This window comes from Longispora fulva, from assembly GCF_015751905.1.
GTDB classification, from domain to species: domain Bacteria; phylum Actinomycetota; class Actinomycetes; order Mycobacteriales; family Micromonosporaceae; genus Longispora; species Longispora fulva.
The window spans coordinates 8,160,257-8,186,162 of record NZ_JADOUF010000001.1; the positions used below are offsets into that span (position 1 = coordinate 8,160,257).

Genomic DNA, 25,906 nt, shown 5'->3' on the forward strand with positions numbered 1-25,906 from the left:
GGGCCGTATGACCCGAATGGACAGTCGACTTTCTGATCCGAGGGAACCATGGACGCAGTCGCCGCTCTGAAAGCTCTCCGCGCGCCGGAGGGCTGCCCCGATCCCAATCCGCTCTATGCCGCCATGCACGCGCATGGTCGGGGTGCGGTCGCAATCGACGTACGGGAACACAACTACGACGCCGTCGCGTACGGCTATGACACCGTGAACCAGGTGCTGCGCAATCCCGATCTCCGGGTCGTCGACGGTGAACTCCTGGACATGGGCAAGTCCAACTGGCGCGCGTCCCCGGCGCTGTTCACGTTCTTCCACTCGATGCTGTTCTCCAACGGCGCCGACCACACCCGGTTCCGCAAGCTGTTCGCCGGCGCGTTCACGCCCCGGCGGACGGCAGCCCTGGAGCCGGGCATCCGCCGGATCGTCTCCGACCAGCTCGACGCGCTGGCCAAGCAGGGCGCCGACGGGCGGCCCGTGGACTTCATGCCGTTCGCGTTCAAGGTGCCCAGCGACGTGCTGGGGGAGCTGGTCGGGCTGCCGGAGGAGGACCGCGACTGGTACCGGGACCGGGCCCTCGCCGTGCACCACGCCCTCGAGCTGGGGGTCGGCCCGGACGGGGCCCCGGGCGACGCGGCCCTGGAGCTGACCGCGTACTTCGAACGGCTCGTCGCCCTGCGCCGGGCCGAACCGCGCGACGACCTGATCAGCAGCATCATCCAGTCCAGCGACGCCGACGGCGGACGGCTCAGCGAGGCGGAGCTGTGCGCCAACCTGATCGTGCTGTTCAACGCGGGGTTCCTCACCACCACGCACCTGATCGGCAACGGGCTCAACCTGCTGTTCGAGCACCCGGAGCACATGGCCCGGCTGCGGGCGCACCCGGATCTGACCGGGCAGTACGTGGAGGAGTTCCTCCGGATCGAGCCGTCGATCCACTTCGTCGCACGCTGGGCGGCCGAACCCACGGAGGTGGGCGGTGTGCCCGTTCCGGCTCGGGGTCGGGTGCTCGTGCTGTTCGCGGCGGCCAACCGGGACCCCGGGCGGTTCCCCGAACCGGAGGTGTTCGACCCGGACCGTCCCGACCTGGTCCCGTTGAGCTTCAGCGGCGGCGCGCACTTCTGCCTGGGCGCGGCGCTCACCCGGCTGGAGGCCGGCATCGTGCTGCCGATGCTGCTGGAACGGTTCCCGGACCTCGCCAGGGCCGAGCCGCCCGGGCCGCGGATGCACCTCGCCCTGCGGGGCTACGAGCGGCTGATGGTGACGATCTGACACGATTGGGTGGATCCGGTGCCCGCCGGGTCACCTGTCGTGAAGGAGCACCGATGGCCACGACCCGTACCGCGAGGACGCACTGGGAAGGTTCGCTGCTGAAGGGGGGCGGCTCCGTGGAGCTGGCCTCCTCCGGCCTCGGCACGTTCGACGTGACCTGGGCGGCGCGGACCGAGCCCCCGAGCAGCGGCCGGACCAGCCCGGAGGAGCTGCTCGCCGCCGCGCACTCGTCGTGCTTCTCGATGGCGTTCAGCAACATCCTGGACAAGGCCGGCCACGCGCCGGACAGCCTGGAGGTGTCGGCGGAGGTCGGCTTCCAGCCCGGGGTGGGCGTCACGGGCAGCGCGATCAGGGTCCGGGGCGTCGTCCCGGGCATGTCCGAGGACGAGTTCGTGGCACTCGCCCACGACGCCAAGGAGAACTGCCCGGTCAGCAAGGCGCTCAGCATCGAGATCACCCTCGACGCGGCGTTGGCCTAGACCGGAGAGGGCGGCCCGGTCCGACCGGGTCGCCCCATTCTTCCGTGTACCTCGCGACCCGCTCACCGACGACGGCCGCCCGGACCCGGGTCCGGGTGTCGGGCACGGTCCTGGGCCTGGGCCTGGTCTCCTTCTGCACCGACGCGTCCTCGGAGCTGGTGACGGCGTTCCTGCCCGTCTACCTCCTCTACGGCCTGGGCCTGTCCTACGTCAGCTTCGGCCTCCTCGACGGCCTGTACACCGGGGCCACCGCCGCGCTCCGGCTCCTCGGCGGGCACCTCGCCGACCGGCTGGGCCGCCCGCGCGCCGTGGCCCTCGTCGGCTACGGCCTGTCCGCCGTCACCAAACTCGGCTTCCCGCTGGTCGGCGGCTCGGTCCCCGGGATCGGGGCGCTGCTCGCCGCGGACCGGGCCGGCAAGGGCATCCGGACCGCGCCCCGGGACGCGATGATCACGGCGGCGTCGCCGGGCCTCGCGCTGGGCCGGGCGTTCGGGGTGCACCGGGCGCTGGACACCGCCGGGGCGCTCGTCGGGCCGCTGCTGGCGTTCGGGCTGCTCGCGGGGGTGGGGCGGGCGTACGACGCGGTGTTCGTGACGAGTTTCAGCCTGGCGGCGGTGGGGGTGCTGATCCTGGCGTTCTTCGTCCGCGACCCGACCGGCGGTGCCGAGGTGGGCCGCCCGGCGGTCGCGGCCGGTCGCGCGGCGGACCCGGTCGGTGGCCTGGCGGTCGAGGCCGGTCCCGCGCCCGGGTCGGGCGGGGCCGAGGGACGGCGGGTCGCGGAGGGAGCCGACGCCGCGCGGCCCCGGCTGCGGAGTCTGTTCCGCCACCGGGGGCTGCGGCGGGTCACCGGGTGCGTCGTGCTCCTCGGCCTCGGGGTCTCCGGGGACGCGTTCCTCTTCGTCGCCCTCACCCAGCGCACCGGCGTCGGTGGCACCGCCCTGTCGCTGCTGCCGGTGGGCACCGCCGTGGCGTTCCTGCTCGGGGCGGTGCCGGTGGGCCGGCTCGCCGACCGGCTCGGCGCGTGGCGGGTGTTCCTGGCCGGACAATTCCTCCTGGTCGGCGCGTACGCGCTGGTCGGGTTCGGCTCGCGCGGCTGGTTCCTGCTGCCCGTCGTCCTCGGCCTGCACGGCCTATACTACGCGGCCACCGACGGCGTCCTGATGGCGCACGTCGGCGCGCTGCTGCCGGCCGGGAGCCGGGCCGGCGGGCTCGCGGTCGTGCAGACCGGGCAGGCGCTGGCCCGGATGGTGGCGGCCGTGGCGTTCGGGGCGCTGGCCCAGGCGGTCACCCCGCACCGGGCGTTCGGGTGCTTCGCCGTTATCCTGCTGCTATCCACCCTTCTGGCCGCCCGCCTCCCGGGCGGCACCGCCGCCACGGTGGCGGTTGACTCGGCCACGTTCCAGGAGGGGAATCCATGACCCGCCGCACCGCCGGCCTGCTCGCCATCGTCGCCGTCCTCGCCGCCGGCGCGACCTTCGTCGGCTGGACCGTGGCCCGCCAGCCCCCGGCCCGCGCCGCCGGCCCGCTCGACCCGGCCGCGCATGGCGGGCTGCTGTTCGTGGCCGGCTCCGGACAGGTCGGCCAGCTCCGCCCGGACGGCACGACGGAACTCGGCGGCCCGTACTGCCTGCGGATGTACTCGGCCGGCGGCACCACCGTCTGCCTGCGCCCCCTGACCGTGCCCGCCGGCTACGAGGCCGCCGTCTACGACCGGCGCCTCGCGGTCACCCATACGGTGCGGATCGACGGCACGCCCAGCCGGGCCAGGGTGTCCCCGTCGGGCCGGCTCGTGGCGTGGACGGTGTTCCGGACCGGGGACTCCTACCAGCCGGGGGAGTTCTCCACCACGGCCGGCATCTACGACACGGCGACGCGGACCCTGTACCCGTCGCTGGAGGACTTCACGCTCAGCGTCGACGGCGACGGTCGCCGCCGGGCGGACGCCAACTTCTGGGGCGTCACGTTCGTCGACGACCGGGTGTTCTACGCGACGGTCGGCTCGGCCGGCCACACCTGGCTGGTCCGGGGCGACCTGGCGACCCGCGCGCTGGTGGGCGTGCGCGAGAACGCCGAGTGCCCGTCGGTGTCGCCGGACGGGACGCGGGTGGCGTACAAGAAGAGGGTCGGCGGGGTCTGGCGGCTGCACGTCCTGGACCTGCGCACCGGCCGGGAGACCCCGCTCGCCGCCCCGACGGGAACTGTGGACGACCAGGCGGTGTGGCTGGACCCCCGGACCGTGGGCTACGCGGCCCCGGTGCCCGGCGGCGACCCGCGCCCGGGCGTGTTCGCGGTCCCGGCCGACGGCTCCGGCGCGCCCCACTTGATCCGGTCAGACGCGTCTTCCCCCTCCCCCTTGTACTGATTAGGCAAAAGGTCCACACATGCTGTGACGATGTGTGAGCATCGATTCATGTGGGGGATGAATGAAGGCGCACCCGCCGAGTTCGATCTCGTGATGCGGGGCTATGACCGGCAACAGGTCGACCGCTGCTTCGCGCAGCTGGAGGGCAGGCTCATCGAGGCCCTCGCGGAACGGGAACTGATGGCGGACCTACCCGCCCGGTTCGCAGCGGCCAGGGTCGAACTCGACTCGGCCAACCGTGAACTCGAACGACTCCGATCGCTCGGTTCGACCGGGGACGCCCGGGTGCTCAGCGTCCGGATGGAGGCCATTCTGGCGATGGCCGAGAACGAGGCGGAACGTCTGCGCCAGGTCGCCGCCGCCGAGCTGGCCGAGGCCCGGCACCGGGCTGCCGAGATCCTCGCCGAGGCCGACGAGCGCGCGGTGAACGCCCGGCGCGACTTCGAGCTGGCGTTGCGTTCCCGGCGGGACAAGGAACGACACGCCGACCTGGTCATGCGGCATTCCGCCGAGGCCGAGGCGCGCGAGATCCTCACCTCCGCCCGGCTGGAGGCCAGCAGGCTCCGTGGGGACGTCGGTGCGCCGCCGGCCCGGATCCGCAGCCCCAAACCCGCGCCCAACTTCCTGCGGTGGGTGGCCCGCAGGCGACGCACGGCCGCCTGGGCGCGCTGACACCCGTTCTTCCGGTACGGCGGGCCCGCCCGGCCCGCCGTCCCCCGGCTAGGGTGGGCGGCATGATCGATCTCGATCGCGTCGTCCGCGACACGCCCGCCGCCGCGCACGGCGTGTTCCTGGACAGCGCCGGGTCCTCGCTGCCGCCGTCCGTGGTCGTCGAGACCGTCGCCGCGCACCAGCGCCGCGAGGCCCAGGTCGGCGGCTACCGGGCCGCGGAGGAACGCGCCGCAGACCTGGCGGCGGTGCGCACGTCACTCGGCCTGCTGCTCAACGTCCCCGTCGGCACGCTCGCCCTGACCGACTCGGCGACCCGTGCGTGGACCCAGTTCTTCTACGCCGTGCCCCTCGCCCCGGGCGACCGGATCCTGCTGTGCGGCGTGGAGTACGCGAGCAACGCCGTCGCGGCTCTGCAGCGCGCGGCGGCCACGGGCGCCACGGTGGAGTACGTGCCGAGCGACCCGACCGGGCAGATCGACCTCGACGCCCTCGCCGGCATGCTCGACGACCGGGTCCGCGTGGTGTCCCTGGTGCACGTGCCCACCAACGGCGGCCTGGTCAACCCGGTCCGCGAGGTGGTGGACCTGGCGCACGCGCACGGGGCCCTCGTGCTCCTCGACGCCTGCCAGTCCCTCGGCCAGCTCCGGGTGGACGCCACGGCGCTCGGCGTCGACGCGCTGTCGGGCACCGGGCGCAAGTGGCTGCGCGGCCCGCGCGGCACCGGCTTCCTGTACGTGCGCCCCGGACTCGTCACCGCCCTCGAACCGCCGGTGATCGACCTGTTCGGCGCGTCGTGGACGGGCCGGCAGTCCTACGCGCTGGCCGACGACGCCACCCGGTTCGAGCTGTGGGAGTCCGACGTCGCCGGCCGCCTCGGGCTGGGCGCGGCCGTCGACTACCTGCTGGCGCTGGGACCCGACGCCGTGGAGTCCGCGGTGACCGCCCACGCCGCCACCCTGCGCGGCCTGCTCGCGGAGATCCCCGGCGTGACGGTCCGGGACCGGGGCGTCCGGCGGTGCGGCCTGGTGACCTTCTCGGTCGAGGGCCGCGACCCGGCGGAGGTCAAGGCGGCGCTGCGGGCGCGGGACGTCACCCTGGTCACCACCCGGCGTAAGTCCACCCTGATCGACATGACCGAGCGCGGGCTGGAGCAGTTCCTCCGGGCCTCCCCGCACTACTTCCTGGGCCCCGACCAGCTGGCCACCGCCGCGCGGGCCGTCGCGGACCTGGCACGATAGCCCGATGGAGATCTGGAACAACCCGTCCTGCAGCAAGTGCGCGGCCGCCAGGGACACGTTGTCGGAGGCCGGGGTGCCGTTCACGCTCCGGGGGTACCTGGACCTGCCGCCGACGGTGGCCGAGCTCGGAGCGGTGCTCGACCGGCTCGGCGCCCAGCCGTGGGACGTGTGCCGCACCGGCGAGGCGGCCTACACGGTGCTCGACATGGCCGACTGGACCCGCGACGAGGACAACCGGGGCCGGTGGCTGGCCGCGATGGTCGCGCATCCGGTGCTCATCCAGCGGCCGATCGTCCTGCTCGACGACGGCTCGGCGGTCGTGGCCCGCGACCGAGAGACCCTGGACCGACTGATCGCGGCAACCTGAGTCCGTCAGTGCTCCCGCGCGCTGAGCCAGGCGGCGTAGCGCGGCCGGGACACCGCCAGGTCGTGGTACCACCGGTCGAGCCGCGGCGCGAGGTCGTCGGCCCGGTGCGCGAGCGGCCCGTCCGCGCGCCAGCCGACCACCAGCCGCCGCCAGATCGGCGTGCCGGCCAGCGGCCGGATCGCGTGCCGGGGCCCGTCCCAGGACAGCGGGCTGGCCAGCGACACGTACCCGGAGCGGGTGATGAACTCCTTGGCGAACACCGAGTCGCTGGTCTGGTGCCGGATTCGGGGCGAGAAGCCGGCCGCCGCGCACGCCGCCCGGAACAGCGCCTGCAACCCGCTGTCGTCGGGCGGGCTGGCCACCCACTGCGCCCCGGCCAGGTCCGCGAGGGCCACCTCCTCGCCGGCCGCCAGGGGGTCGTCGGCAGGCAGCCCGACGAACATCGGCTCGGCCGGGACCAGTACCCGGGTGGTCAGCTCCGGCGGGGCGACGAACTCGTGCCCCGGGTACTCCCGCAGCAGCACCAGGTCCAGCTGCCCGGCCCGGACGAGCTGGGCCAGGGCGTGGGTGGACGGGTCGGAGTAGCTGGTCACGTCGCCGACGCCGAGGGACACCTCGATCCCGGCGAGCGGCAGGCCGGGCGCGACCCCGATCCGCAGTTGGCGCGGCGCGACGACCGAACCCTGCCGGCCCCGGTTGAGCCGGTCCAGCTCGCCGAGGACGGCCCGGGCCCGGTCCACGACGTAACGCCCGAACGGGGTGGGCACCGCGCCCGTCGCCGTCCGGGCGAACAGTTGCGCGCCGAGCTCGCGTTCGATCCGTGCGAGTTGGGCGGTCACGGACGGCTGCGGCAGTCCCAGGCGTTGGGCCGCCCGGGAGATGCTGCCCGACTCGGCCACCGCCAGTACCACGCGCAGGTGGCGTAGTTCCAGCTGCATGCGCGGATGCTAGTGCTACTCGCAGGTAGCGATCAATACCTGAAAGTGCTGTCTGTGCGGGCCGGGGACCGCGCGGGTCCCCGGCCCGCGGCTACGCCGCCGCGAGGCGCATGCCGTCCACGCCGGCCCCGGCCGTGTTCACGCACCGGTAGTTCCCCTTCGCCGCGGCGCCGAGCAGGGTCAGGCACCGCGACAGGGCCTTCTGCCCGTACGCGTCCGGGTGGAACGTCTCCTGCTGGCGGCCCTCGGTCTCACTCGACCAGAACTCGCGGACCCATTCGGCGGTCACGTCGCTGGGGGCCTTGGCCGGGGTGACCCGGATCCGGCCGCGGGCGCAGATCTCCCGGCCGTCGAGCGCGTCGCGCAGGTCGAGGAACTCCGCGCCGCCGGCCGAGGCCAGGGTCCGCAGTTCGGTGCTCAGTTGCGGGACGAGCCGGTCGCGGACCCAGGTGGCGTCGTAGTTGACCACGGGGCAGCCCATGTCCCACCGGGTCCAGCCGGAGTCGGCGTAGCGGATGTTCGCGCCGCGCGGCACGGGGGAGGAGTAGGACTGCACGACGAGCCGGTAGTCGGTGTCGGCGTACCCGGCGGCGCGCATGGTGCTCCGGATGGCAGCCAGGGACTGGGAGACACCGCTGCGCATGGCGGGGAGCGCGGCGTCGACTGTCGCCTGCTGGTCGTCGGCGCAGTAGTCGCCCCAGAACCAGGCCTCGATGCAGCTGGCGATAATGGTGCCGAAGCCGAGGTCGTTGCCGCCGAGGGACAGCACGATGACCTTGACCCTGTTCGCGCCGGCCACGGTCGCCAACTGGTCGATCTGCGGGGCCTCGCCCTTGAACGGCACCCCGCCCATCGCCGCCGGCAGCACGTTGGCGGAGGTTGCCCCCGAGCACGCCAGGTTGACGAGCCGGTCGGTGCCCAGCGACGCGCCCGACAGCGGGGACACGTCGGAACGGTGGCAGCCGGAGGAGTAGGTGGGGCCGTACACCCGGGTGGGGTCGACGGTCGAGCCGTTCCACGCCCGGTCGGTGCCGGCCGAGCTGCCGCCGACCGTGTCGGTGTTGCCGAGCCACCGCCCAGCCTCGCCGGAGATGTAACTGTCGCCGAGCGCCACGGCGACCGTGGGCTGGGCCCCGCCGGGCTGTGCCGCCCCCGCCGCCGGTGCGTAGCCGATGATCGAGGCCGCCGTGGCGAGCGCGATCACCAGTGCCTTTCCTCTCATCCGTGCCTCCCTGTCCGAGTCGACCGGTGGCTACCGGCCGGTAGCCAGAGCGTGGCGGAACCGGAACCGGCCGGACAACGGATCGACGGCAGGCAGTATGTGAGGGCATACCAATCCGGTACCGGCGCGGCTCCGAATCCCAGGTGTCGGACCGGATCGAACCGTGGAGGGCCGTGGTGGAAGGCGACAGCGCGCGAACCCCGCATCTGAGGGCCGCGCCCCCGCCCGACGGGTCACCGTCGGCCGACGAGCTGCTGGTCCTGGTGGCCCGCGGCGACGAGAACGCGTTCGGCGCGCTCTACGAACAGGTGTCGGCCAAGGTGTACGGCCTGTGCCTGCGGGTCGTCCGCGACCCGGCCCAGGCCGAGGAGGTCGCCCAGGAGGCGCTCGTCGAGGTCTGGCGGACGGCGAGCCGGTTCGACCCGGCGCGCGGGGCGGCGACGAGCTGGGTGCTGACCCTGGCGCACCGCCGGGCCGTGGACCGGGTCCGCTCGGCCCAGGCGGCGTCCGAGCGGGACCGGCGGGCGGCGGCGACCGCGACGGTGGCGCCGTACGACGAGGTGGCCGAGGAGGTGGCCGGCAACCTGGAACGCCAGGCCGTCCGGCGCTGTCTGAAGCGGCTCACGGAGCTGCAGAACGAGGCCATCGGGTTGGCCTACTACGGCGGGTACACCTACCGGCAGGTCTCCGATCTGCTCGGCATCGGCCTGCCAACGGTGAAGACGAGGATCCGGGACGGACTCATCCGGCTACGGGACTGCCTGGAGGTGACCGGATGAACACGACCGACGTGCACACCCTCGTCGGGGCCTACGTGCTCGACGCCGTCGACGACCTGGAACGCGCCGCCGTGGAGCGGCACCTGGCCGGTTGTGCCGAGTGCACGACCGAGGTGGCGGAGCTGAGGGCCACCGCGGCGCGGCTGGGCAGCGCCGCGGCAGCCCCGCCACCGCCCGGCCTGCGCGAGCGGGTGCTGGCCGAGGCGCACCGGACCCGGCAGCTCGCCCCCGCCGCCCGCCACGCCGAGCCGGTGTCGAGCCCGGCCGTGGTGCGCCGGTGGCGGGCCTGGACCGCGGCGGCGGTCGCCGCGGCCGTGATCGCCGTCGGGGTGGGCACGACGACCTACGTCGTGCAGGAGCGGCGGGTGTCCAGCGAGCGGCAGCAGGCGGCCGACATCCGGGCCGTGCTCGCCGCGCCCGACGCGCGGGTGATCCTCGCGGACGTCGCGGGCGGCGGCCGGGTCTCGGTGATCAAGTCGGACCAGCGGGGCGAGGCGGTGGTCGTGATGACCGACCTGCCGGAGGTCGACAAGCAGAAGGCCTACCAGTTGTGGACGATCGTCGGCTCGCAGGCCACGGCGTCCAACGTGATGGCGGGCGGCGAGCGTTCCGGGGTGACCCTCCTGAAGGGACTGTCGTCGGTGGACGCTCTGGGCCTGACCCGGGAGCCGGCTGGCGGCTCGAAGGAGCCGACGAAGCCGGTGCTGGCGGCGGTGCCGATCCGCCGTTAGACACCCGACGAGGATGGGCGACCTGCACAGGTCGCCCATCTTTTTTGGGGAAACACCCATCCTTCTGGTACTTGGCCCCGAATCATCCACGTGAGAGTGAAACTGACCGGGGCGTTGGCCGGAGTGGGATGCGCGGCCCTCGCGCTCGGAGTGGCGGAGCTGGTCTCCCTGCTCACCGGGCCCCGCAGCAGCCCCCTGGTCGCCGTCGGCGGCGCGGTCGTGGACGCCACCCCGGAGTGGGCGAAGGAGTTCGCGATCCGGACGTTCGGCCAGAACGACAAGCTCGCGCTTCTCGCCGGCACCGGCACGTTCCTCCTCCTCTTCTCCGTCGTCCTGGGCGTGGTGGCCGTACGCAGGCCCCGGCTCGGGTACGCGGGCCTGGCGCTGTTCGGCCTGCTGGGGCTGGCCGCGGCCGTCACCCGGCCCGGCGCGGGACCGGCCGCGGCACTCCCGACCCTGCTCGGGGTCGCCGCGGCCGGGATCGCCCTCCGGCTGATCCTGCGGGCACCCGCGCCGACCGGCCCGGGCCGCGACGTCGACCGCCGGGGCGTGCTGCTCGCCTTCGGGGCGGCGGCGCTGACCGGCGGGGCCGGCTTCACCCTGGCCCGGCGCGACTCGGCGGTGCCGAAGGTGACGCTGCCGAAGCCGGTGTCCCCGGCGGCGACGGCCACCGACCTGGGCATCCCCGAGCTGTCCACCTTCGTGACGTCCAACCGGGACTTCTACCGGGTCGACACCGCGCTCGTGGTGCCCCGGCTCAACCCCGACACCTACCGGCTGAGGATCAAGGGCCGGGTGGGCAAGGCGATGACCCTGAGCTACCAGGACCTGCTCGACCGGCCGCTGGTGGAGCGCGAGATCACCCTGACCTGCGTGTCCAACGAGGTCGGCGGGGAGCTTGCGGGCACGGCGCGCTGGCTCGGCGTACCCGTCGCGGAGTTGTTGCGCGAAGCGGCGCCGCAGCCCGGCGCGGACCAGGTGGTCAGCAGATCCTCGGACGGTTGGACCGCCGGCACTCCGACCAGCGTCCTGCTGGACGGCCGCGACGCGCTGCTCGCGGTGGGCATGAACGGCCAGCCGCTGCCCCTGGAGCACGGCTTCCCGGTCCGGATGATCGTGCCGGGACTCTACGGCTACGTCTCCGCGACCAAGTGGCTGACCGAACTGGAGCTGTCCACGTTCGCCGACTTCGACCCCTACTGGGTGCGGCGCGGCTGGGCGAAGCAGGCTCCGATCAAGACGTTCTCCCGGATCGACACGCCCCGGCCGCTGTCCCGCCCGAAGTCCGGGATGGTCACGGTCGCCGGGGTGGCCTGGGCGCAGCACCGGGGCGTCGACCGGGTGGAGGTACGCGTCGACGGTGGCGCGTGGCACGAAGCGACGTTGGGTGCGGTCGTGTCGACCGATACCTGGCGGCAGTGGGTGTGGCGTTGGGAAGCCACCCCGGGTCGGCACACGCTCGAGGTCCGGGCGACCGACCACACCGGGGCTGTCCAGCCCGAGGAGCGGCGACCGCCGTTCCCGGACGGGGCGACCGGTTGGCACTCGGTGGTAGTCACCGCCGGTTAACTCAGGGAGAGATCATGTTTCGCAAGTTCGTGATGGCGGCTGCCCTCGTACCGCTCGCCATCGGCATGGCGGCCTGTTCCAAGGACGACTCGTCGAGTTCGGCTCCGACCCCGGCGCCGGCGGCGGCCACCTCCGCTCCGGCCATGGCGAACGGCCCGTTCGGCGCGGCGTGCACCGCGGTGCCGAAGGACGGCGCCGGCAGCTTCGACGGGATGGCCAAGGACCCGGTCGCGACAGCGGCCAGCAACAACCCGGTGCTGTCCACTCTCGTCGCCGCCGTCAAGGCCGCCGGTCTGGTGGACACCCTCAACGGGGCCAAGGGCATCACCGTGTTCGCGCCGACCAACGACGCGTTCGCCAAGATCCCGAAGGCGGACCTCGACGCCGTGCTCGCCGACAAGGACAAGCTCACCAAGATCCTGACCTACCACGTGGTCGGACAGACCGTCACGCCGAGCCAGCTCGGCACCGCCGGCCCGTTCAAGACCCTGCAGGGCGGCACCGTGGCGGCCAGTGGCAGCGGCGCGGACTACATGGTCGGCGGGACTGCGAAGGTGGTCTGCGGCAACGTGCAGACCGCGAACGCGACCGTCTACATCATCGACACGGTGCTGATGCCGATGTAAGTGCCATGTTAGAGATGGCATTTCCAGGACTGTAATTTCCGGATTAGTGGCGACAACGGCCGGGGCTTTTGCCCCGGCCGTTTTGCTGTCCGTAGCCGGGTGTTCACCCATCGAATTGACAGGCATCGAGTTCTTGCCGGCGTCAGTAAGGTATGACACTCTTCACCTCACGCCTCACTGTCCCTGAGGCGTACCGGGCAACACGCGCCCGGGCCCCGCTATCTCCACAGAGGAGTGGTGATGCGAAAACCCCTCGCCATCTTGTGTACCGCCGCCGCGTTGGCCCTGACGGGAGGCGTGGCCTCCCCGGCCTCCGCCGCCCCCACGGCCCCGGCCCCGGTGACCGGAGGCCCCTCGGTCCCCGGCGTCAGCGCACTGACGCCGGCCCACGAGCAGACCAGCTCGCTCCCGCCGAACCTGCTGCCCCCGCAGTCCTCGGCGGAGAACACCCGGACCGACAAGAGCACACCGGCCCCGCGCGGGCTCGCCGCGGCGGCCGCCGCCTCGTGCACCCCGGCCGACTTCGCCTCGAAGACCGGAGCAGCACTCGTCACGTTCGTGAAGTCCTCGACGGTGAGCTGCGTGAACACGCTGTTCACCCTGCCGGAGGCCAACGCCAACGCCGTGTTCCGCGAGGCCCAGATGGCCACGGTCGCCACCGCGCTCCGCGACACCGGCTACCCCGGTGACAACTCGGCGAGCACCCTGCAGCTGGTGATGTTCCTCCGCGCCGGCTACTACATCCAGTACGGCTACCCGGGCACCGTCGGCAGCTACGGCACCGCGCTGCAGACCGCCATCCGGGGCGGCCTGGACGCGTTCTTCGCCAGCTCGCACATGATGGACGTCAACGACGCGCACGGGCAGACCCTGTCCGAGGTGATGATCCTGGTCGACAGCGCCGACGAGCAGGCCCGCTACCTGCCCGTGGTCCAGCGGGTGCTCAACGGCTACAACAGCGGCTACGACGCCTTCTACTACATGAAGGCCTCGGTCAACAACGCGTTCACGCCGCTGTTCCGGGGGCACTACCACCCGGAGTTCCTGGCGGCCGTCGTGGCGGACCCGAGCATCATCGACACGCTCAACTCCTTCGCAATGAACCACCTGGACCTGCTCGGCACGGACCGGTCGTACCTGACCTCCAACGCCGGCCGGGAACTGTCCCGGTTCGTCCAGTACCCGGCGCTGCAGGCCAAGGTGCGTCCCCTGATGAAGGGGCTGCTCGCCGCCACCTCGATGACCGGCCCGACGGCCCGACTGTGGGTCGGCGTCGCCGAGATGGCCGACTACTTCGACAAGGCCCAGTGCGCGTACTACGACGTGTGCGACCTGGCCACGAAGCTCGGCGCCGCCGCGCTGCCCATCACCCACCAGTGCGACCCCGGGCACACGATCCGCGCCCAGTCGATGACGGCCGCCGAACTCGCCGCGACCTGCACCAGCGTGCAGAACCAGGACGCGTACTTCCACAGCGTCGTCGCCGACAACGGTCCGGTCGCCAATGACAACAACACGAACATCCAGATCAACGTGTTCGACAGCTCCACGGACTACCAGACCTACGCCGGCGCGATCTTCGGGATCAGCACCGACAACGGCGGCATGTACCTCGAGGGCAACCCGGCGGCAGCCGGCAACCAGCCGCGCTTCATCGCCTACGAGGCCGAGTGGCTGCGCCCCACGTTCGCGATCTGGAACCTCAACCACGAGTACACCCACTACCTCGACGGCCGGTTCGACACCTACGGCGACTTCACCGCCGGCACCTCGGTGCCGAACATCTGGTGGATCGAGGGCTTCGCGGAGTACATCTCCTACAGCTACCGTGGCGTGGACTACGCCGCGGCGATCACCGAGGCGGGCAACCACACCTACAACCTGAGCACGCTGTGGCAGACCACCTACGACAACACCAACACCAACCGCACCTACCACTGGGGCTACCTGGCGGTGCGCTACATGCTGGAGAAGCACCGCGCCGACGTGCTGAACATGCTCGCCAAGTTCCGCACCGGTGACTACGCCGGCGGGTACGCCGTCTACAACACCGGCATCGGCACCAGCTACGACGCCGACTTCAACACCTGGCTCACCGCGTGCAACACCGGCGCCTGCTCCGGCACCCCGGTGCCGAACGTGCCGCCGACCGCGGCGTTCGACACGGCGGTCACCGGCCTGAACGTCGCCTTCACCGACCGGTCAGGAGACGCCGACGGCTCCATCGCGTCGCGGTCCTGGAACTTCGGCGACGGCAGCAGCTCGACCGCTGCGAACCCGACGCACGGCTACGCTGCCTCCGGCACGTACACGATCACGCTCACCGTCACCGACAACAAGGGCGCGACGGCCAGCGTGAACAAGACCGTGAGCGTGGTGGGCACCCCCGAGTGCACCGACCCCGACACCCGGGCGTTGGCCAAGGGGTGCCAGCGGAGCAACCTCTCCGCCAGCCAGGGCGGCCTGGTGTACTTCTTCGTGTATCTGCCGGCCGGCACCACCACCCTGACCATCACGACCAGCGGTGGCACGGGCAACGCCGACCTGTACTACAACTCAGGCGCGTGGGCGACGCGACAGGTCTACAGCGCCCGCTCCACCAACGCCGGCAACAGCGAGACCCTGACCGTGCGCAACTCCTCGGCCGGGTACCGCTACGTCAGCCTGTACGGCGCCTCGGCGTTCAGCGGGGTGAACATCAGCACGACGTACTGACGGAACCGACGCCGGCCCTTCCTGCCCCGACCGGGCGGGGAGGGCCGGCTCCCGTTCCGCGGGTGGCCCGAGGCGTCACCGCTCCAGGGCCGCGTCGTCGACCGCCCGCAGCGCCGCGTCCCACGGGAACTCCACCGCCGCACCCGCGCCCCGGAGGTGCGCCGGATCCGCGAGCAGCACCCGCGCCCCCTCAGCCCTGAGTGCCGCGACCGCACGGCGAAACGGGGCTCTGCCGGCCAGGACGGCATTCACGAAAGGCACGATCACGACGGGTACGTCACCCACGCACTCCGCGAGAACACCCGACGCGTAGGTGTCCGCGATCCCGGCGGCCAGCTTGTTGACGGTGTTGAACGTGGCCGGCGCGACAACGACGGCGTCGGCGGGAGCCTCTGATGTCCGGGGCGTGCCGGCCGCGCGGTAGGCGGACCGGACCGGGTGGCCGGTCTGGCGCTCCAGGGCCGGGATGTCGACGAACGACACGGCGTTCGGGGTGCAGATCACCCGGCAGGTCCAGCCTTCGGCGTGGGCGAGGGTGATGAGGGTGCCGACGTCGGAGGCCGGGCCGGCGGCGCACACCACGACGAGGAGTATCACGGACCGACCCCCAGCCGCTCGGCCAGCTGGCGACTCCGCGACCGGAGGCTCCAAGGCGCTGTGGCCGCGAGTTCACCGACCATGATGTGGACCGAGGTCCGGTGTCGGACCTCTTCGGGCGCGATCCGCTCGGCCGTGCGGACCGCCTCGTACGCGCGATGGTGCTTGCCCCATTGGAGATACGCGCGCGCGACGTCCAGCCACAGGGCCGCTCTCCGCTCCACCAACGGAAGGCCGTCGATCCTGATGGAGCGCGCGTGTTCGATGGCAGCCCCCGCGTCACCCAGGCTCACCGCCACGCTCACCCGGTGCTGGAGCACGTTGGTCGGTCCGAACGAGGTCCAGTGCAGATTCCCGTCCTGTCCGACCAGGTGCGCCGCTACGGCGGCCTCCTCCAGGAGCTGGAACGCTGTGCTTCGGTCCTCGTCGCGGGCGGCCGCCGTCGCACCGCGAAGGACGAGAGCACCAAGGACGGAGAGCTGCCGCGCGGGAGCGTCTCTCGGCATCGGATTGCCGAGAGCGCCCAGCACGACGTGCTTGGCCGCGCGATGGTGCCCGTCGGACATCAACGCATGGGTGAGGGCACGCTTGCTGGCCAGGGAAGCGACCCGCTGACCGCTGCGCTCCGCGGCCACGAGGCTCCGGTCAGCGGCGACCATCGCGAGTCCTGACGCGCCCAGCTTGATGAGGACGCTGGTCGTGAGCTGGTAAGCGTCTGCTGCGAGCGCCCACAGGTCCCCGTCGTCGTGGCGTGACGGGAGCGCCTCCAACAGGGCCGGCAGGCTCTCTACGACCTGTGCGTATCGACACGCCTGGTAGTGGCGCTTCGCGGTGGCCGTCCGTGCGTGCAGGACAAGCGGATCAGTCTCGGACGGAGGGCTGGTCGCCGTCGCCGAGCTCGGATGGAGCGCCGCGACGAAGGGCGTGAGCTCGGGTGCAGATTGTACGTCTGTCGGATCGGGGTATGGGCGTTCCACCGACGCGAGGCCGAGCGCGTGGCGGGCGGGCGCGGGGAGGCCAAGCCCACCCGCGATCCGCTCCAGAAGGTCGATGTCGCGGACCGTACGGTGGCCCGCCATGTAGGCGCTGACATCGGGTTGAGTGAGTCCTGCGGCGATCGCGATCCGCGCCTGGCTCGCGCCCAACTGGCGTCGCAACAGGTGGAACACGGCGCCGAGGTCGCGATCGGACAGGGCCGCGCGAGCGTCGGGCTGGTCCCAGAACTCTTCCGGGATCACCAGTGGCGACATTCTGTGCTCTGCCATCCGCCCAGCGTAGCCATATGGGCCGACTGTATAGACCTGTTGGATTCCCGCGGCCTGGTGTCGAGCTGGACTCTGGTGACAGCGCCACCGGTCGGAGGATTCCGCGCCCCGGCCGGTGGCTGCCCGGCCTGGAGGAGGGGAACAGTGACGTTCCATGTCGTCAGAACGCGCAGAGCCAGGGACTGCGCAGAACGTGAGCAGGTTCTGGAGGTGTCCAGCCACGCCGACCTTCAGGCGGCGATGCACGTGTTCCACATGTGGCGGCGCGCTCACGAGGGGGCGATCGCGGTCGGGGACCAGCAGGTGATGGTCGTGACCCGGGAGCGGGGTGTGTCGTAGCCGGTGTTTCGCCGGTGGAGACCGGGGTCGGTGTCCCGGTACCCGGATGATGGTTGTGGGTTGGCCGGACCCGGGGTGGGTCCGGCCGTCCCGGTGTTACTGGAGGCCGAGCAGGTCCACCACGAAGATCAGGGTCTCGCCCGGCTTGATCGCGCCGCCGGCGCCCCGGTCGCCGTAGCCCAGGTGCGCCGGGATGGTCAGCTTGCGCCGCCCGCCGACCTTCATGCCCTGCACGCCCTGGTCCCAGCCCGCGATGACCCGGCCGGCGCCCAGCGGGAACTGGAACGGCGAGCCGCGGTTCCACGACGCGTCGAACTCCTCGCCCGTGGAGAAGGCCACGCCCACGTAGTGCACGATCGCCTGGTGACCGGCCTTCGCCTCGTCGCCGTCCCCGACGACGAGGTCGACGATCTCCAGGTCCGCCGGGGCCGCGCCCTCGGGGAACTCAATTACCGGCTTTGTCAGACTCATGCGTTCGATCTTAGGCACGGCTCCGGTAGGGGTGCCCCGGTGGTCCGGCGAGCCGTGACCGAACCATGACACTCCGGCGACGCGGCGGGGAAGATCGGCCGCCAGGCTGGGGGGATGGGGCTGGTGCCGGGTGATCGGTCACGCGGTGTGACCAGGGTGTCGATCGGCACCCTGCCGTTCGACACTTCGATGGGGCCCGGGGGCGTGCGATAGTGGATGCCATGCCCCGGGTCCTGTTGATCGAAGACGACCCGGCCGTCCGTGAGGGTCTCCAGTTGGCGCTGCGCCGGCAGGGACATCTGCTGCGTACGGCCGGTACCGGTGAACAGGGTCTCGATTTGCTTCGGGCGGAGATGCCCGACATCGTGATCCTTGACCTGATGTTGCCGGGTATCGACGGTTTCGAGGTGTGTCGTCGGATCAGGGCGGCCGGGGACGTGCCGATCGTGATGCTCACCGCGCGTAACGACGACATGGACGTGGTCGCGGGCCTGGAGGCCGGGGCCGACGACTACGTGATCAAGCCCGTGCAACCCCGGGTGCTCGACGCGCGGATCCGCGCCGTCCTCCGCCGGATCGGCGCCGAGCGCTCCGAGCAGGAGCGACACGGCGACCTGGTCCTCGACCGGGCCGCGTTAACGGTCACCCGGGCCGGCGAGGCCGTCAGCCTGGCCCCCACCGAGCTGCGGCTTCTGCTCGAACTGTCGCGGGCCCCCGGTCGGGTGCTCAGCCGGCAACAGCTCCTGGAAGCCGTCTGGGAGCACGACTACCTGGGCGACTCCCGGCTCGTGGACGCGTGCGTGCAGCGGCTCCGGCTCAAGATCGAGGACGACCAGTCCACCCCGGTGTACGTGCAGACGGTGCGCGGCTTCGGCTACCGCTTCGGCCCCGTCCCGTGAGGCTCGGTCTCCGACCCCGGCTGATCCTCGCGTTCGTCCTGCTGGGCGTCGTCAGCGCCCTGGCGACCGCCGGGGCCAGCTACGTCGAGGCCCGCACGATCATCCTGCGCAACGCCCAGGACCCGGCGGTCACGGCGCTGACCACCCGGGTCGCCAACCTCGCCGGCGGCCTCAGCCTGCCGCCCACCCAGCAGCAGCTCAACGACCTGTCCACGGCCCTGATGAGCACCGACGCCTCCGTCGTCGCCGTGTTCGGCGACCTGCGCTCGGACACCGGCATGGAACTCGACGCGTTCTCGCCCGAGCTGCGCGCCGCCGTGCACGACGGCACCGACGCGGTGTGGCAACGCCAGGTCCGCGACAACGTGCCGGAGCTGGCCATCGGGGTGCCCCTGCTGCTCCAGGGTTCCGACAGCCAGACCAGACCCTCAGGCCTCGAGGTGTACGCGCTGCAGAGTCTCCAGGCCGAGAAGGCCAGCATCGAACGCCTCGCCACCGCCGCGTGGCTGACCGGCGCCCCGGCCCTGGTCCTCGCCGTCGGCCTGGCGCTGCTCGCCGCCCAGGGCGTCCTCAGCCCGGTCCGCCGGCTCGGCCAGGCCACCCGGCGCTGGGGCTCCGGCGACTTCGGCGCCCGGCTGGAGGTCAAGGGCTCCGACGAACTGGCCGACCTGTCCAAGACGTTCAACGACAGCGCCGACGCCGTCGAACACCACGTGGACGAGCTGCGCCGGATGGAGTCCGACGCCCGCCGGTTCGTCGCGGACGTGTCCCACGAGCTGCGTACCCCGCTGGCGGCGATGACCGCCGTCACCGACGTCCTCGACGAGGAGGCCGAACACCTCACCGGGGACGCCGCCGCAGCCGCCCGGTTGGTCAGCCAGGAGACCCGCAAACTCAACCGGCTGGTCAACGACCTGATCGAGGTGTCGCGGTTCGACTCCGGCACCGCCGGCCTCGTCCTCGACGACGTCGACCTCGCCCCGGCCGTCACCGCCACCCTGCGCGCCCGGGGCTGGACCGACCGGGTCGAGACCGACCTGCCCGAGGGCGTCGTGACCCGGCTCGACCCCCGCCGTCTCGACGTGATCATCGCGAACCTGGTCGGCAACGCCCTCCGGCACGGCGGCCCGCCCGTCCGGGTCCGGCTCCGGGCCACCGAGTCGTTCGTGGTCCTCGAGGTGTCCGACAGCGGGTCCGGGCTCCCCCCGGAGGTGCTCCCGCACGTCTTCGACCGGTTCTACAAGGCCGACACCGCCCGGACCAGGTCCGACGGCAGCGGGCTAGGGCTCGCCATCGCCTGGGAGAACGCCCGCCTGCACGACGGCCGGCTGGAGGCGACCAACGGCCCCGACGGCGGCGCGGTGTTCACCCTCCGGCTGCCGAGGAGGCACCGGTGAGACGGGCGGTCGTGCTGGTCCTGACCCTCGCGGCGCTCGCGGCGCTCGCGGGGTGCGGGGTGCGGCCCAGCGGGGTGGTACGGGCGGGGGAGGCGCCGCGGAAGTACACGACCGAGGTCACCGCGCTGTACTTCCAGATGCACGGGCTCCTGGCGCGGACCGAGCGGATCGATCCCAAGGCACTCAACGTGAGCCAGAAGGTGGACCTGTTGCTCGCCGGTCCGAACCCCGCGGAGCGCGGCCAGGGCTACGAGACCGCCCTGCCGGCGACGTCCGGCGGCGGAGTGCAGGTGGTCAGGGTCGCCCCGCACCGGTACGAGCTGAGAATGAACACCCCCGTGGCCACCCTGTCCGCGACGGCCCTCGACCAGCTGGTCTGCACGGTGCTGGCCGGGGAGGCGGCTGAGCACGCGATGGCCGTGGGGTCGGTGGTGGCCGTGGTCGGCACCGCCGGGCGGCGCGAGGACCGGGGCTGTCCGGTCGTGTGACCTGTCGGGGCTGCGTCCGGGGTGCTGTGGTGCGGCCCCCGGTGTGGGGGCCGGCTGTGCGGAGTGAGGCGGCGGGCTAGGCGGCGCGGAGCATGGCGTGTGCGGCGCGGAGTGTGGCTTGTGCGGTGTGGATCTGTGGTGACGTGGTGCGCTGGCTGTGACACGACGGTGACAATGCGCGGACGCGGGCGGGACATCCGTCACGCACCGTGGTGCGCATGCTGGTCGACACGAGAGCCGCCACCCACTCCGCGCCCCACCGCCCGGCCTCCGTGGGCTGGCACCTCGCCGGCGCGTTCAGCTGCCTGGCCGGCGCTGCGGCGACGTACGTCCTCGCCGTGTGGACCCCCCTGGGACAGGGCACGGAGAACCGGAACCTGAGCCAGGCCCAGGGCACCGGCGACGGCATGTGGGCCTGGGACCTGCTGGCCCGGTTCGGCTCACCGACCACCCTGGCGGGGCTCGTCGTGCTGATCCTGCTCGTCGGGTTCGCCGCCCGCCGGTTCTGGGCCGGGATGGCCGGCGTGGGGGTGGTCGCCGCCGCGCTCCTCGTGACGAGGTTCCTGAAGGAGGCACTGCCCCGCCCGCTCCTCGTGTACTCCGAGGCCGCCGGCGAGCACAACAGCTTCCCGAGCGGGCACGTCACCGTGGCCGCCGGACTGGTCCTCGCGCTGGTCCTGGCCCTGCCCGCCCGGGCTCGACCGTGGGCGCTGATCCCCGGGGGCGTGGCGGTGGCGGCGGTCGCGGCGGCGACCGTGATCGCCGGGTGGCACCGGCCGAGTGACACGGTCGGCGGCGCCCTGATCGCCGGCGCGGCGTACTGCGTCGCGGCGGCGGCGCTGCGGGCGTACGGCCGGAGGTGAGGGGCGTGGTGACGGTCGGTGGCACGAGGGTGTTGTGACCGGCTGTGGTGGTCAGTCACTGCTGGCGGCCGGCCGTCCCGGCTCCGGCCCTGGCTCGGGATCAGTGGTCCAGGCCTCGGTCCGGGTCTCAGTCCGGTCCCCGTCCCGGTCGGGGTCCGCGAAACGCGGGTGCGGCGGGGGCCGCGGCCTGCGAGGGTGATCGGATGTCAGCTGATCCCGACGAGTACCGGCCCGAGGACGAGCGGTCCTGGCTGCGGTGCCGGGTGTTGTCGTTCCTGGACACCGACTACTACGACGACGTCGTCACGTCGAAGTCGAACAGCGACGCGGCCGTCCAACTGGTCGTCCGACACTGCGGCGAGGTCGTCGGGCTGCTCGACGCCACCGTCGACGGGGCCGCGGCGACTGTGGAGTGCCTCGCGGTGCACCCCGACCACCGGGGCTGCGGCATCGCCGGTGCGCTGCTCGACGCGGCCCTGTCGAGACTCGCCGCGCTCGGCGCGCGCCGGGTCGACGCGTGGACCAGGGAGGACGCCCCGGCCCTGGTCTGGTACGCCGCGCAGGGTTTCCGCGAGACGACGCGCTACCTGCACGTGTACGCCAGCGCGTACACGGGGGACCTCGGTGGACCGCTCGCGGACACCGTGCGGTCGGCGTCCGGGTTGACTCCGATGGGGCTGTTCGCCCACGCGCCCGTCGAACGTGAAGCCGAACTTCGCGAGAGATACCGCCGGGTGTACGTGTGCCGACGCTTCGAGCGTGACATCTCCGGGTAGCGCCCGGCCCGGTCGCGGACCGAGTTGGGGTGTGGGCGGGGCCACAGGTGACACATGGACCGATGCGGGGCAAGCTGGCCCTATGCTCACCTCGCTCGCGTCCTTCGCCCTCGTCGCCGGGCTGCTCACGCTGATGCCGGGCCTCGACACGGCCCTCGTGCTGCGGACAGCCGTGGCCCAGGGCCGGGCCGCGGCGTTCGCCACGGCGCTGGGCATCAATGTCGGCGCGCTGATCTGGGGTGCCGCCGCGGCCGTCGGGGTGTCGGCGCTACTGGCGGCGTCACAGCTCGCGTACACCGTGTTGCGGTTCGTCGGGGCCGGGTACCTGGTGTGGCTCGGGGTCGGGATGCTGCGGCGCAGGGGGACTCCGGACCTGACGCCGCCCGCGCCGAACGTGCGCCGCGCCTGGGTGCGGGGGCTGACCACCAACCTGCTGAACCCGAAGATCGGCGCGTTCTACGTGGCGATGCTGCCCCAGTTCATCCCGGCCGAGTCGTCACACCTGGCCATGGGGCTGCTGCTGGCGCTCGTGCACGACCTCGAGGGCATGGCGTGGTTCACGGTACTGATCTGCGGCGCGCACGCCGTGCGCGGCTGGCTCGGCCGGCGGGCGGTGCGTCGGGCGTTGGACCGCGTGACGGGGGCGGCGCTGATCGGGTTCGGCGCGAAGCTCGCACTGATGGACCACTGACGCGGGGCGCCTCGCCCGGCCCGGGGCCGGATGTGCCGATCGCCGGATGACCCTCGGCGGGTCGCCCAGGCGCAGGTGGCCCCCAACAGCGCGGCCCCCAGCCTCTGGCGGGGTGGGGTCGGGATGCGCCGACAGCTGGTCGAGGAACGCCAGCCCGTCGACGACCTCCAGATGCGCGAACCCCACCGGTGGGTCGCCGGACACGAGAACGGCGTGCGCCGCCGCGAAGGATGAGGCCGGCACCGACGGCGGGAGCGGCATGTGCCGAAATGCCTATCTCCATCGTGGATGGCTGGCGAGCGCCGCCGTGATCCGGTCGTGCAGCGCCGCCCGGCCGTGCGCCCCGGGCAGGCGGAGCAGCTCACGGTCGCCGTCGAGAAGGAGCACGGTGGGCACGGAGCGGATCGCGTACCGGTCCGCGACGTCCGGCTCGTCCTCCACGTCCACGTGCACCGGACTCACCCGGTCCGCGAACGCGACCGCGACCTGGCCGAACACCGGACCGTACTGCCGACACGGATGGCACCACGGCGCGTGGAAGTAGACCAGCGCCGGCCTGGGGTCGCCCAGCGCGCCGGCCAGGTCCGCGCCGACCACCGGGTCGAGGTCCGTGGCGGCCATCAGCTCCTCGACGATCAGCCCAGGGCACCGTTCCCGCAGCGCGGCCACAGCCGCCGGGCTCAGCGGGCTGCGTTCGCCGTCGGGATCGGTGACCGTGAGATGCCGCAACGGGGGTACCAGCTGGGGAATCGACTCCAGCACCGAATCGTCCCAGGGCCCGATGAGGTACAGGATCCGCAGCGCCGGAGCGCCCACCAGCCCGTCGAGCGCCGCGGCCGTCAGGGCGCCGGAGGTGCCCAGCACGAGCCGGTCCAACCGGGGCAGGGTGGCCAGCGCGGCCAACCCGCGACCCGTGATCCGGTCGCCCGACACGTTGACCGCCACGACCTGGTCCTCGCCGGCCATCGCCAGCAGAGTGTCGTCGGTGAGCAACCCCGCGGCCAGGGTCAGCTCCGCCGGCAGCGGACGGGCCAGCCTTGCCATCACCGCGTCGGTGAGGCCCTCGCTGTACAACGCGAGGGTCTCCAGGTCCGGCACCACAGGCACCGCCCAGTCGGTGAACGTCCCGAACAGCATCAGCGAGCCGAGTCCGCGCAGGTCACCCAGGGTCGACAGATGCTCGTCCGTGACCTCCCCCGCGACGAGCTCGTCGAGCGAACCGGCCGGGAGATCGACCAACGCCGCCAGGTACTCGCCATCTGTGTCGAGAGTGACCCGCCAGCCGGCCGGCACCTCGACGACGCCCCTGGCGGGGGTCTCCCGCTGCTCGCCCTCGGGGGAGTCCAGGTAGAGGGTGCCCACGGGGCGGTCGGCGGGAAAGGTCAACCGACGAGGATCAGCCACAGGATCATCGTGCCACGCGGGGTGGACGATCGTGGATGATCCGGGGGTGAGTGAGTACACGGGCGGACGGGGAGTGCCATGGGCGGGATCGGGCGGCGGGACGGGGTGGCGGCGACCTGGCGCCGGATGCCCTGCGGCGGGACCCCGGGGTAGCGGGATCGTCGGACGGTGCGGGGCCTGGGACGTCGGACGCGTCGCCGGATCGCGCGGGGCGATGGGGCTCCGCCCGTGGGCTCCTTCGACCGTGCGGCCGACAACTACCGGCATGGCCGCCCCGACGACCCGCCCCGGGTGTACGAGCTGCACAGAGCACACGGCCTCGGCCCCGGATGCGGGACGTTGGAGGTCGGCACCGGCACCGGCCAGGCCACCCGTGAACGCCTCGCCCACGGCGCCACCGTCACCGCGGTCGAACCAGGCCCCAGCCTGGCCGCTCTGCTCCGCGCCGACCTGGTCGGCCCGCGTTGCGGGTACTCGACGCTGCGATCGAGCACGTGGACCTGCCCGCCGAGGCCTTCGATCTCGCCGTGTGCGCCACCGCGTTCCACTGCCTGGATCCGGCCGTCGCCGTACCGGTGTTCGCGCGTGCGCTGCGCCCTGCGGCACCCTGGCGGTGTGATGGACCGTGTTCAGGGACCCCGAGCGGCCCACGGCGTTCCGCACGGACGTCGGCGCGCTGCACGACCGGTACCTGCCCGGTTCGGTCGTGCCGACGGGGGAGACGCCACGGCCGCTGCGGATCCGGGAGCGGGTGGCCGAGCTGACCGCCAGCGGGGAGTTCGGGGCGGTGGACGTCGAGGTGATCCGCCGGGAGCACCCGTTGACGGCGGCGGGCACGGCGGCTGTTCGGCACGTTTCCGAACATCCGGGACTTGGCGGTGCGGCGGCGGGAGGAGTTCCTGGGCGCGATCGCGGGACTGGTGGAGAAGTCGGGTGGGGTGGTCGCCGAAGAATGGCGCTCCGGCCGCGTGCGGGGAGGACCCCGTCGGGGTATGAACGAGTCCGACGACGCGCCGGCCCCACAGCCCGGCACGTCCACCGTGGCGGAAGGTGCCCGACATGCCGAACACCTCGAACACCCCAGGTCCCGAACCGCGACGACGTCGGAGGGGCATGGCCGTCGCCGTCGTCGCGCTGGTCGCCATCGTGGCCGTCGTGGCCGCTACCAGCCTGTTCGGGCTGCTCCCCGGTTCGTTCAACCCGTTCGGAGAGCGGAGGACCGACCGGAGCCAGCCCGTCGTTCTGCGTTCGGTGCAGGACCTCAGCCGGTTCGTGGCCGCCGCCGGCAACTATGAACTCGTCGTCGACCTCGAGACCGAGGCGAAGAACATCCCCTCCTTCCTGTACGGCGGCCGCACCCTCTTCGTCGCCGCCGGCACGGTGGACGCCTATGTCGAGTTCGGTGGACTCCACGGGGACGCCGTCCGAGTGTCGGCCGACGGCAAGAGCGTCATCGTCACGCTGCCGCAGCCGGTGATGGGCAAGCCCAACATCGACCACACCCGCAGCTACGTGTACGCCGAGCAGCGCGGCCTGGTCAACCGCCTCAAGGACTTCGGCAGCGGTGACGCGAACCGTACCCAACAGCTCTACCTCCTCGCGGAACAGAAGATCAGTGCGGTGGCCAACGACGGCACGCTGGCCGAGCGGGCCCGGACGAACGCCCGGTCCACGTTGACGGGGTTGTTGCGGTCGTTGGGTTTCGTGACGGTGACGGTGGAGTTCGTGCCGGCTTCGTGAGGCCCGGGCTGG

The 25,906-nt window shown here is 72.5% G+C and carries 27 protein-coding genes; 21 read left to right on the forward strand and 6 right to left on the reverse strand.

Going from position 1 to position 25,906, the window contains the following annotated elements:
• Positions 1 to 48 precede the first annotated feature (48 nt).
• From IW245_RS37815 to IW245_RS37845, 7 genes are all read left to right on the forward strand, one after another.
• A complete protein-coding gene (locus tag IW245_RS37815; RefSeq protein ID WP_197007851.1) occupies positions 49 to 1,266 on the forward strand; it encodes a cytochrome P450 in 1,218 nt (405 codons plus the stop codon).
• Positions 1,267 to 1,319: 53 nt separating this feature from the next.
• Positions 1,320 to 1,745 carry an OsmC family peroxiredoxin gene (locus tag IW245_RS37820; protein ID WP_197007852.1) on the forward strand — a complete coding sequence of 142 codons (426 nt, stop codon included), beginning with the start codon at positions 1,320 to 1,322 and terminating at the stop codon, positions 1,743 to 1,745.
• Between the two features lie 44 nt (positions 1,746 to 1,789).
• Positions 1,790 to 3,163: an MFS transporter gene (locus IW245_RS37825; RefSeq protein ID WP_197007853.1), complete on the forward strand. Its 1,374-nt coding sequence runs from the start codon at positions 1,790 to 1,792 to the stop codon at positions 3,161 to 3,163.
• A complete protein-coding gene (locus tag IW245_RS37830) occupies positions 3,160 to 4,107 on the forward strand; it encodes a TolB-like translocation protein (protein WP_197007854.1) in 948 nt (315 codons plus the stop codon). The genes IW245_RS37825 and IW245_RS37830 overlap by 4 nt, the downstream gene beginning before the upstream one ends.
• Positions 4,108 to 4,137: 30 nt before the next feature.
• The gene (locus IW245_RS37835) at positions 4,138 to 4,779 is read left to right on the forward strand and encodes a DivIVA domain-containing protein (RefSeq protein ID WP_197007855.1); all 642 of its coding nucleotides are present in this window, start codon (positions 4,138 to 4,140) and stop codon (positions 4,777 to 4,779) included.
• Between the two features lie 62 nt (positions 4,780 to 4,841).
• Positions 4,842 to 6,017 carry an aminotransferase class V-fold PLP-dependent enzyme gene (locus IW245_RS37840; protein ID WP_197007856.1) on the forward strand — a complete coding sequence of 392 codons (1,176 nt, stop codon included), beginning with the start codon at positions 4,842 to 4,844 and terminating at the stop codon, positions 6,015 to 6,017.
• Between the two features lie 4 nt (positions 6,018 to 6,021).
• Positions 6,022 to 6,384 (forward strand): ArsC/Spx/MgsR family protein, encoded by a 363-nt coding sequence (locus tag IW245_RS37845; protein WP_197007857.1) that lies wholly within the window; start codon positions 6,022 to 6,024, stop codon positions 6,382 to 6,384.
• A gap of 5 nt (positions 6,385 to 6,389) precedes the next feature.
• On the opposite strand, the gene IW245_RS37850 is transcribed toward IW245_RS37845, so the two are convergent.
• On the reverse strand, positions 6,390 to 7,322 hold the full coding sequence (locus tag IW245_RS37850) for a LysR family transcriptional regulator (RefSeq protein ID WP_197007858.1): 933 nt from the start codon (positions 7,320 to 7,322) through the stop codon (positions 6,390 to 6,392).
• Between the two features lie 91 nt (positions 7,323 to 7,413).
• Entirely contained in the window at positions 7,414 to 8,544 is a 1,131-nt protein-coding gene (locus IW245_RS37855) for a GDSL-type esterase/lipase family protein (RefSeq protein WP_231399072.1), read from the reverse strand.
• A 176-nt stretch (positions 8,545 to 8,720) separates the two neighbouring features.
• On the opposite strand from IW245_RS37855, the gene sigK reads away from it, so the two are divergent.
• The 5 genes from sigK (at position 8,721) to IW245_RS37880 (ending at position 14,964) form a co-directional block, all read left to right on the forward strand.
• A complete protein-coding gene (gene sigK / locus IW245_RS37860; protein WP_307788949.1) occupies positions 8,721 to 9,323 on the forward strand; it encodes an ECF RNA polymerase sigma factor SigK in 603 nt (200 codons plus the stop codon).
• A complete protein-coding gene (locus IW245_RS37865; RefSeq protein WP_197007859.1) occupies positions 9,320 to 10,054 on the forward strand; it encodes an anti-sigma factor in 735 nt (244 codons plus the stop codon). The genes sigK and IW245_RS37865 overlap by 4 nt, the downstream gene beginning before the upstream one ends.
• Positions 10,055 to 10,222: 168 nt before the next feature.
• A complete protein-coding gene (locus IW245_RS37870) occupies positions 10,223 to 11,623 on the forward strand; it encodes a molybdopterin-dependent oxidoreductase (protein WP_443673929.1) in 1,401 nt (466 codons plus the stop codon).
• 14 nt (positions 11,624 to 11,637) lie between these two features.
• Entirely contained in the window at positions 11,638 to 12,249 is a 612-nt protein-coding gene (locus tag IW245_RS37875) for a fasciclin domain-containing protein (RefSeq protein WP_197007860.1), read from the forward strand.
• Between the two features lie 240 nt (positions 12,250 to 12,489).
• The gene (locus IW245_RS37880; RefSeq protein ID WP_197007861.1) at positions 12,490 to 14,964 is read left to right on the forward strand and encodes a collagenase; all 2,475 of its coding nucleotides are present in this window, start codon (positions 12,490 to 12,492) and stop codon (positions 14,962 to 14,964) included.
• Positions 14,965 to 15,039: 75 nt separating this feature from the next.
• Here IW245_RS37880 and IW245_RS37885 read toward each other — a convergent pair whose 3' ends face one another.
• The gene (locus IW245_RS37885) at positions 15,040 to 15,561 is read right to left on the reverse strand and encodes a flavoprotein (RefSeq protein WP_197007862.1); all 522 of its coding nucleotides are present in this window, start codon (positions 15,559 to 15,561) and stop codon (positions 15,040 to 15,042) included.
• A complete protein-coding gene (locus IW245_RS37890; RefSeq protein ID WP_197007863.1) occupies positions 15,558 to 16,826 on the reverse strand; it encodes a helix-turn-helix domain-containing protein in 1,269 nt (422 codons plus the stop codon). Before IW245_RS37890 ends, IW245_RS37885 begins: the two co-directional genes overlap by 4 nt.
• A 144-nt stretch (positions 16,827 to 16,970) precedes the next feature.
• Here IW245_RS37890 and IW245_RS37895 point away from each other — a divergent pair, with 144 nt between their 5' ends.
• Complete coding sequence (locus tag IW245_RS37895; RefSeq protein WP_197007864.1) at positions 16,971 to 17,165, forward strand: hypothetical protein; 195 nt, start codon at positions 16,971 to 16,973, stop codon at positions 17,163 to 17,165.
• Positions 17,166 to 17,261: 96 nt separating this feature from the next.
• Here IW245_RS37895 and IW245_RS37900 read toward each other — a convergent pair whose 3' ends face one another.
• Positions 17,262 to 17,636: an FKBP-type peptidyl-prolyl cis-trans isomerase gene (locus tag IW245_RS37900; RefSeq protein ID WP_197007865.1), complete on the reverse strand. Its 375-nt coding sequence runs from the start codon at positions 17,634 to 17,636 to the stop codon at positions 17,262 to 17,264.
• 221 nt (positions 17,637 to 17,857) lie between these two features.
• On the opposite strand from IW245_RS37900, the gene IW245_RS37905 reads away from it, so the two are divergent.
• The 6 genes from IW245_RS37905 (at position 17,858) to IW245_RS37930 (ending at position 22,750) form a co-directional block, all read left to right on the forward strand.
• Complete coding sequence (locus IW245_RS37905; protein WP_197007866.1) at positions 17,858 to 18,535, forward strand: response regulator; 678 nt, start codon at positions 17,858 to 17,860, stop codon at positions 18,533 to 18,535.
• Positions 18,532 to 19,932 carry an ATP-binding protein gene (locus IW245_RS37910; protein WP_197007867.1) on the forward strand — a complete coding sequence of 467 codons (1,401 nt, stop codon included), beginning with the start codon at positions 18,532 to 18,534 and terminating at the stop codon, positions 19,930 to 19,932. Before IW245_RS37905 ends, IW245_RS37910 begins: the two co-directional genes overlap by 4 nt.
• A complete protein-coding gene (locus tag IW245_RS37915; RefSeq protein WP_197007868.1) occupies positions 19,929 to 20,420 on the forward strand; it encodes a hypothetical protein in 492 nt (163 codons plus the stop codon). Before IW245_RS37910 ends, IW245_RS37915 begins: the two co-directional genes overlap by 4 nt.
• Positions 20,421 to 20,638: 218 nt before the next feature.
• On the forward strand, positions 20,639 to 21,283 hold the full coding sequence (locus tag IW245_RS37920) for a phosphatase PAP2 family protein (RefSeq protein ID WP_197007869.1): 645 nt from the start codon (positions 20,639 to 20,641) through the stop codon (positions 21,281 to 21,283).
• Positions 21,284 to 21,486: 203 nt separating this feature from the next.
• Complete coding sequence (locus IW245_RS37925; protein WP_197007870.1) at positions 21,487 to 22,059, forward strand: GNAT family N-acetyltransferase; 573 nt, start codon at positions 21,487 to 21,489, stop codon at positions 22,057 to 22,059.
• 82 nt (positions 22,060 to 22,141) lie between these two features.
• On the forward strand, positions 22,142 to 22,750 hold the full coding sequence (locus tag IW245_RS37930; RefSeq protein ID WP_197007871.1) for a LysE family translocator: 609 nt from the start codon (positions 22,142 to 22,144) through the stop codon (positions 22,748 to 22,750).
• A gap of 273 nt (positions 22,751 to 23,023) precedes the next feature.
• Here the strand turns inward: IW245_RS37930 and IW245_RS42515 are convergent, their stop codons facing one another.
• Positions 23,024 to 24,154 (reverse strand): thioredoxin family protein, encoded by a 1,131-nt coding sequence (locus tag IW245_RS42515; RefSeq protein WP_197007872.1) that lies wholly within the window; start codon positions 24,152 to 24,154, stop codon positions 23,024 to 23,026.
• A gap of 464 nt (positions 24,155 to 24,618) precedes the next feature.
• Between IW245_RS42515 and IW245_RS42770 the strand changes: the two genes are divergently transcribed.
• Positions 24,619 to 24,918, forward strand: coding sequence for a class I SAM-dependent methyltransferase (locus tag IW245_RS42770; RefSeq protein WP_372445293.1), 300 nt, complete (start codon positions 24,619 to 24,621; stop codon positions 24,916 to 24,918).
• A gap of 295 nt (positions 24,919 to 25,213) precedes the next feature.
• Entirely contained in the window at positions 25,214 to 25,894 is a 681-nt protein-coding gene (locus IW245_RS37940; protein ID WP_197007873.1) for a DUF4230 domain-containing protein, read from the forward strand.
• The last annotated feature ends 12 nt before the right edge of the window (positions 25,895 to 25,906 follow it).

Bases quoted from the DNA above. Each gene is read 5' to 3' on its own strand.
- IW245_RS37845 (WP_197007857.1), top strand. From the start codon at position 6,022: ATGGAGATCTGGAACAACCCGTCCTGCAGCAAGTGCGCGGCCGCCAGG.
- IW245_RS37840 (WP_197007856.1), top strand. From the start codon at position 4,842: ATGATCGATCTCGATCGCGTCGTCCGCGACACGCCCGCCGCCGCGCAC.
- IW245_RS37930 (WP_197007871.1), top strand. From the start codon at position 22,142: ATGCTCACCTCGCTCGCGTCCTTCGCCCTCGTCGCCGGGCTGCTCACG.
- IW245_RS37925 (WP_197007870.1), top strand. From the start codon at position 21,487: ATGTCAGCTGATCCCGACGAGTACCGGCCCGAGGACGAGCGGTCCTGG.
- IW245_RS37920 (WP_197007869.1), top strand. From the start codon at position 20,639: ATGCTGGTCGACACGAGAGCCGCCACCCACTCCGCGCCCCACCGCCCG.
- IW245_RS37865 (WP_197007859.1), top strand. From the start codon at position 9,320: ATGAACACGACCGACGTGCACACCCTCGTCGGGGCCTACGTGCTCGAC.
- IW245_RS37835 (WP_197007855.1), top strand. From the start codon at position 4,138: ATGTGTGAGCATCGATTCATGTGGGGGATGAATGAAGGCGCACCCGCC.
- IW245_RS37905 (WP_197007866.1), top strand. From the start codon at position 17,858: ATGCCCCGGGTCCTGTTGATCGAAGACGACCCGGCCGTCCGTGAGGGT.
- IW245_RS37940 (WP_197007873.1), top strand. From the start codon at position 25,214: ATGCCGAACACCTCGAACACCCCAGGTCCCGAACCGCGACGACGTCGG.
- IW245_RS37880 (WP_197007861.1), top strand. From the start codon at position 12,490: ATGCGAAAACCCCTCGCCATCTTGTGTACCGCCGCCGCGTTGGCCCTG.
- IW245_RS37890 (WP_197007863.1), bottom strand. From the start codon at position 16,826: ATGGCAGAGCACAGAATGTCGCCACTGGTGATCCCGGAAGAGTTCTGG.
- IW245_RS37855 (WP_231399072.1), bottom strand. From the start codon at position 8,544: ATGAGAGGAAAGGCACTGGTGATCGCGCTCGCCACGGCGGCCTCGATC.
- IW245_RS37850 (WP_197007858.1), bottom strand. From the start codon at position 7,322: ATGCAGCTGGAACTACGCCACCTGCGCGTGGTACTGGCGGTGGCCGAG.
- IW245_RS37830 (WP_197007854.1), top strand. From the start codon at position 3,160: ATGACCCGCCGCACCGCCGGCCTGCTCGCCATCGTCGCCGTCCTCGCC.
- IW245_RS37820 (WP_197007852.1), top strand. From the start codon at position 1,320: ATGGCCACGACCCGTACCGCGAGGACGCACTGGGAAGGTTCGCTGCTG.
- IW245_RS37875 (WP_197007860.1), top strand. From the start codon at position 11,638: ATGTTTCGCAAGTTCGTGATGGCGGCTGCCCTCGTACCGCTCGCCATC.
- IW245_RS37815 (WP_197007851.1), top strand. From the start codon at position 49: ATGGACGCAGTCGCCGCTCTGAAAGCTCTCCGCGCGCCGGAGGGCTGC.
- IW245_RS37900 (WP_197007865.1), bottom strand. From the start codon at position 17,636: ATGAGTCTGACAAAGCCGGTAATTGAGTTCCCCGAGGGCGCGGCCCCG.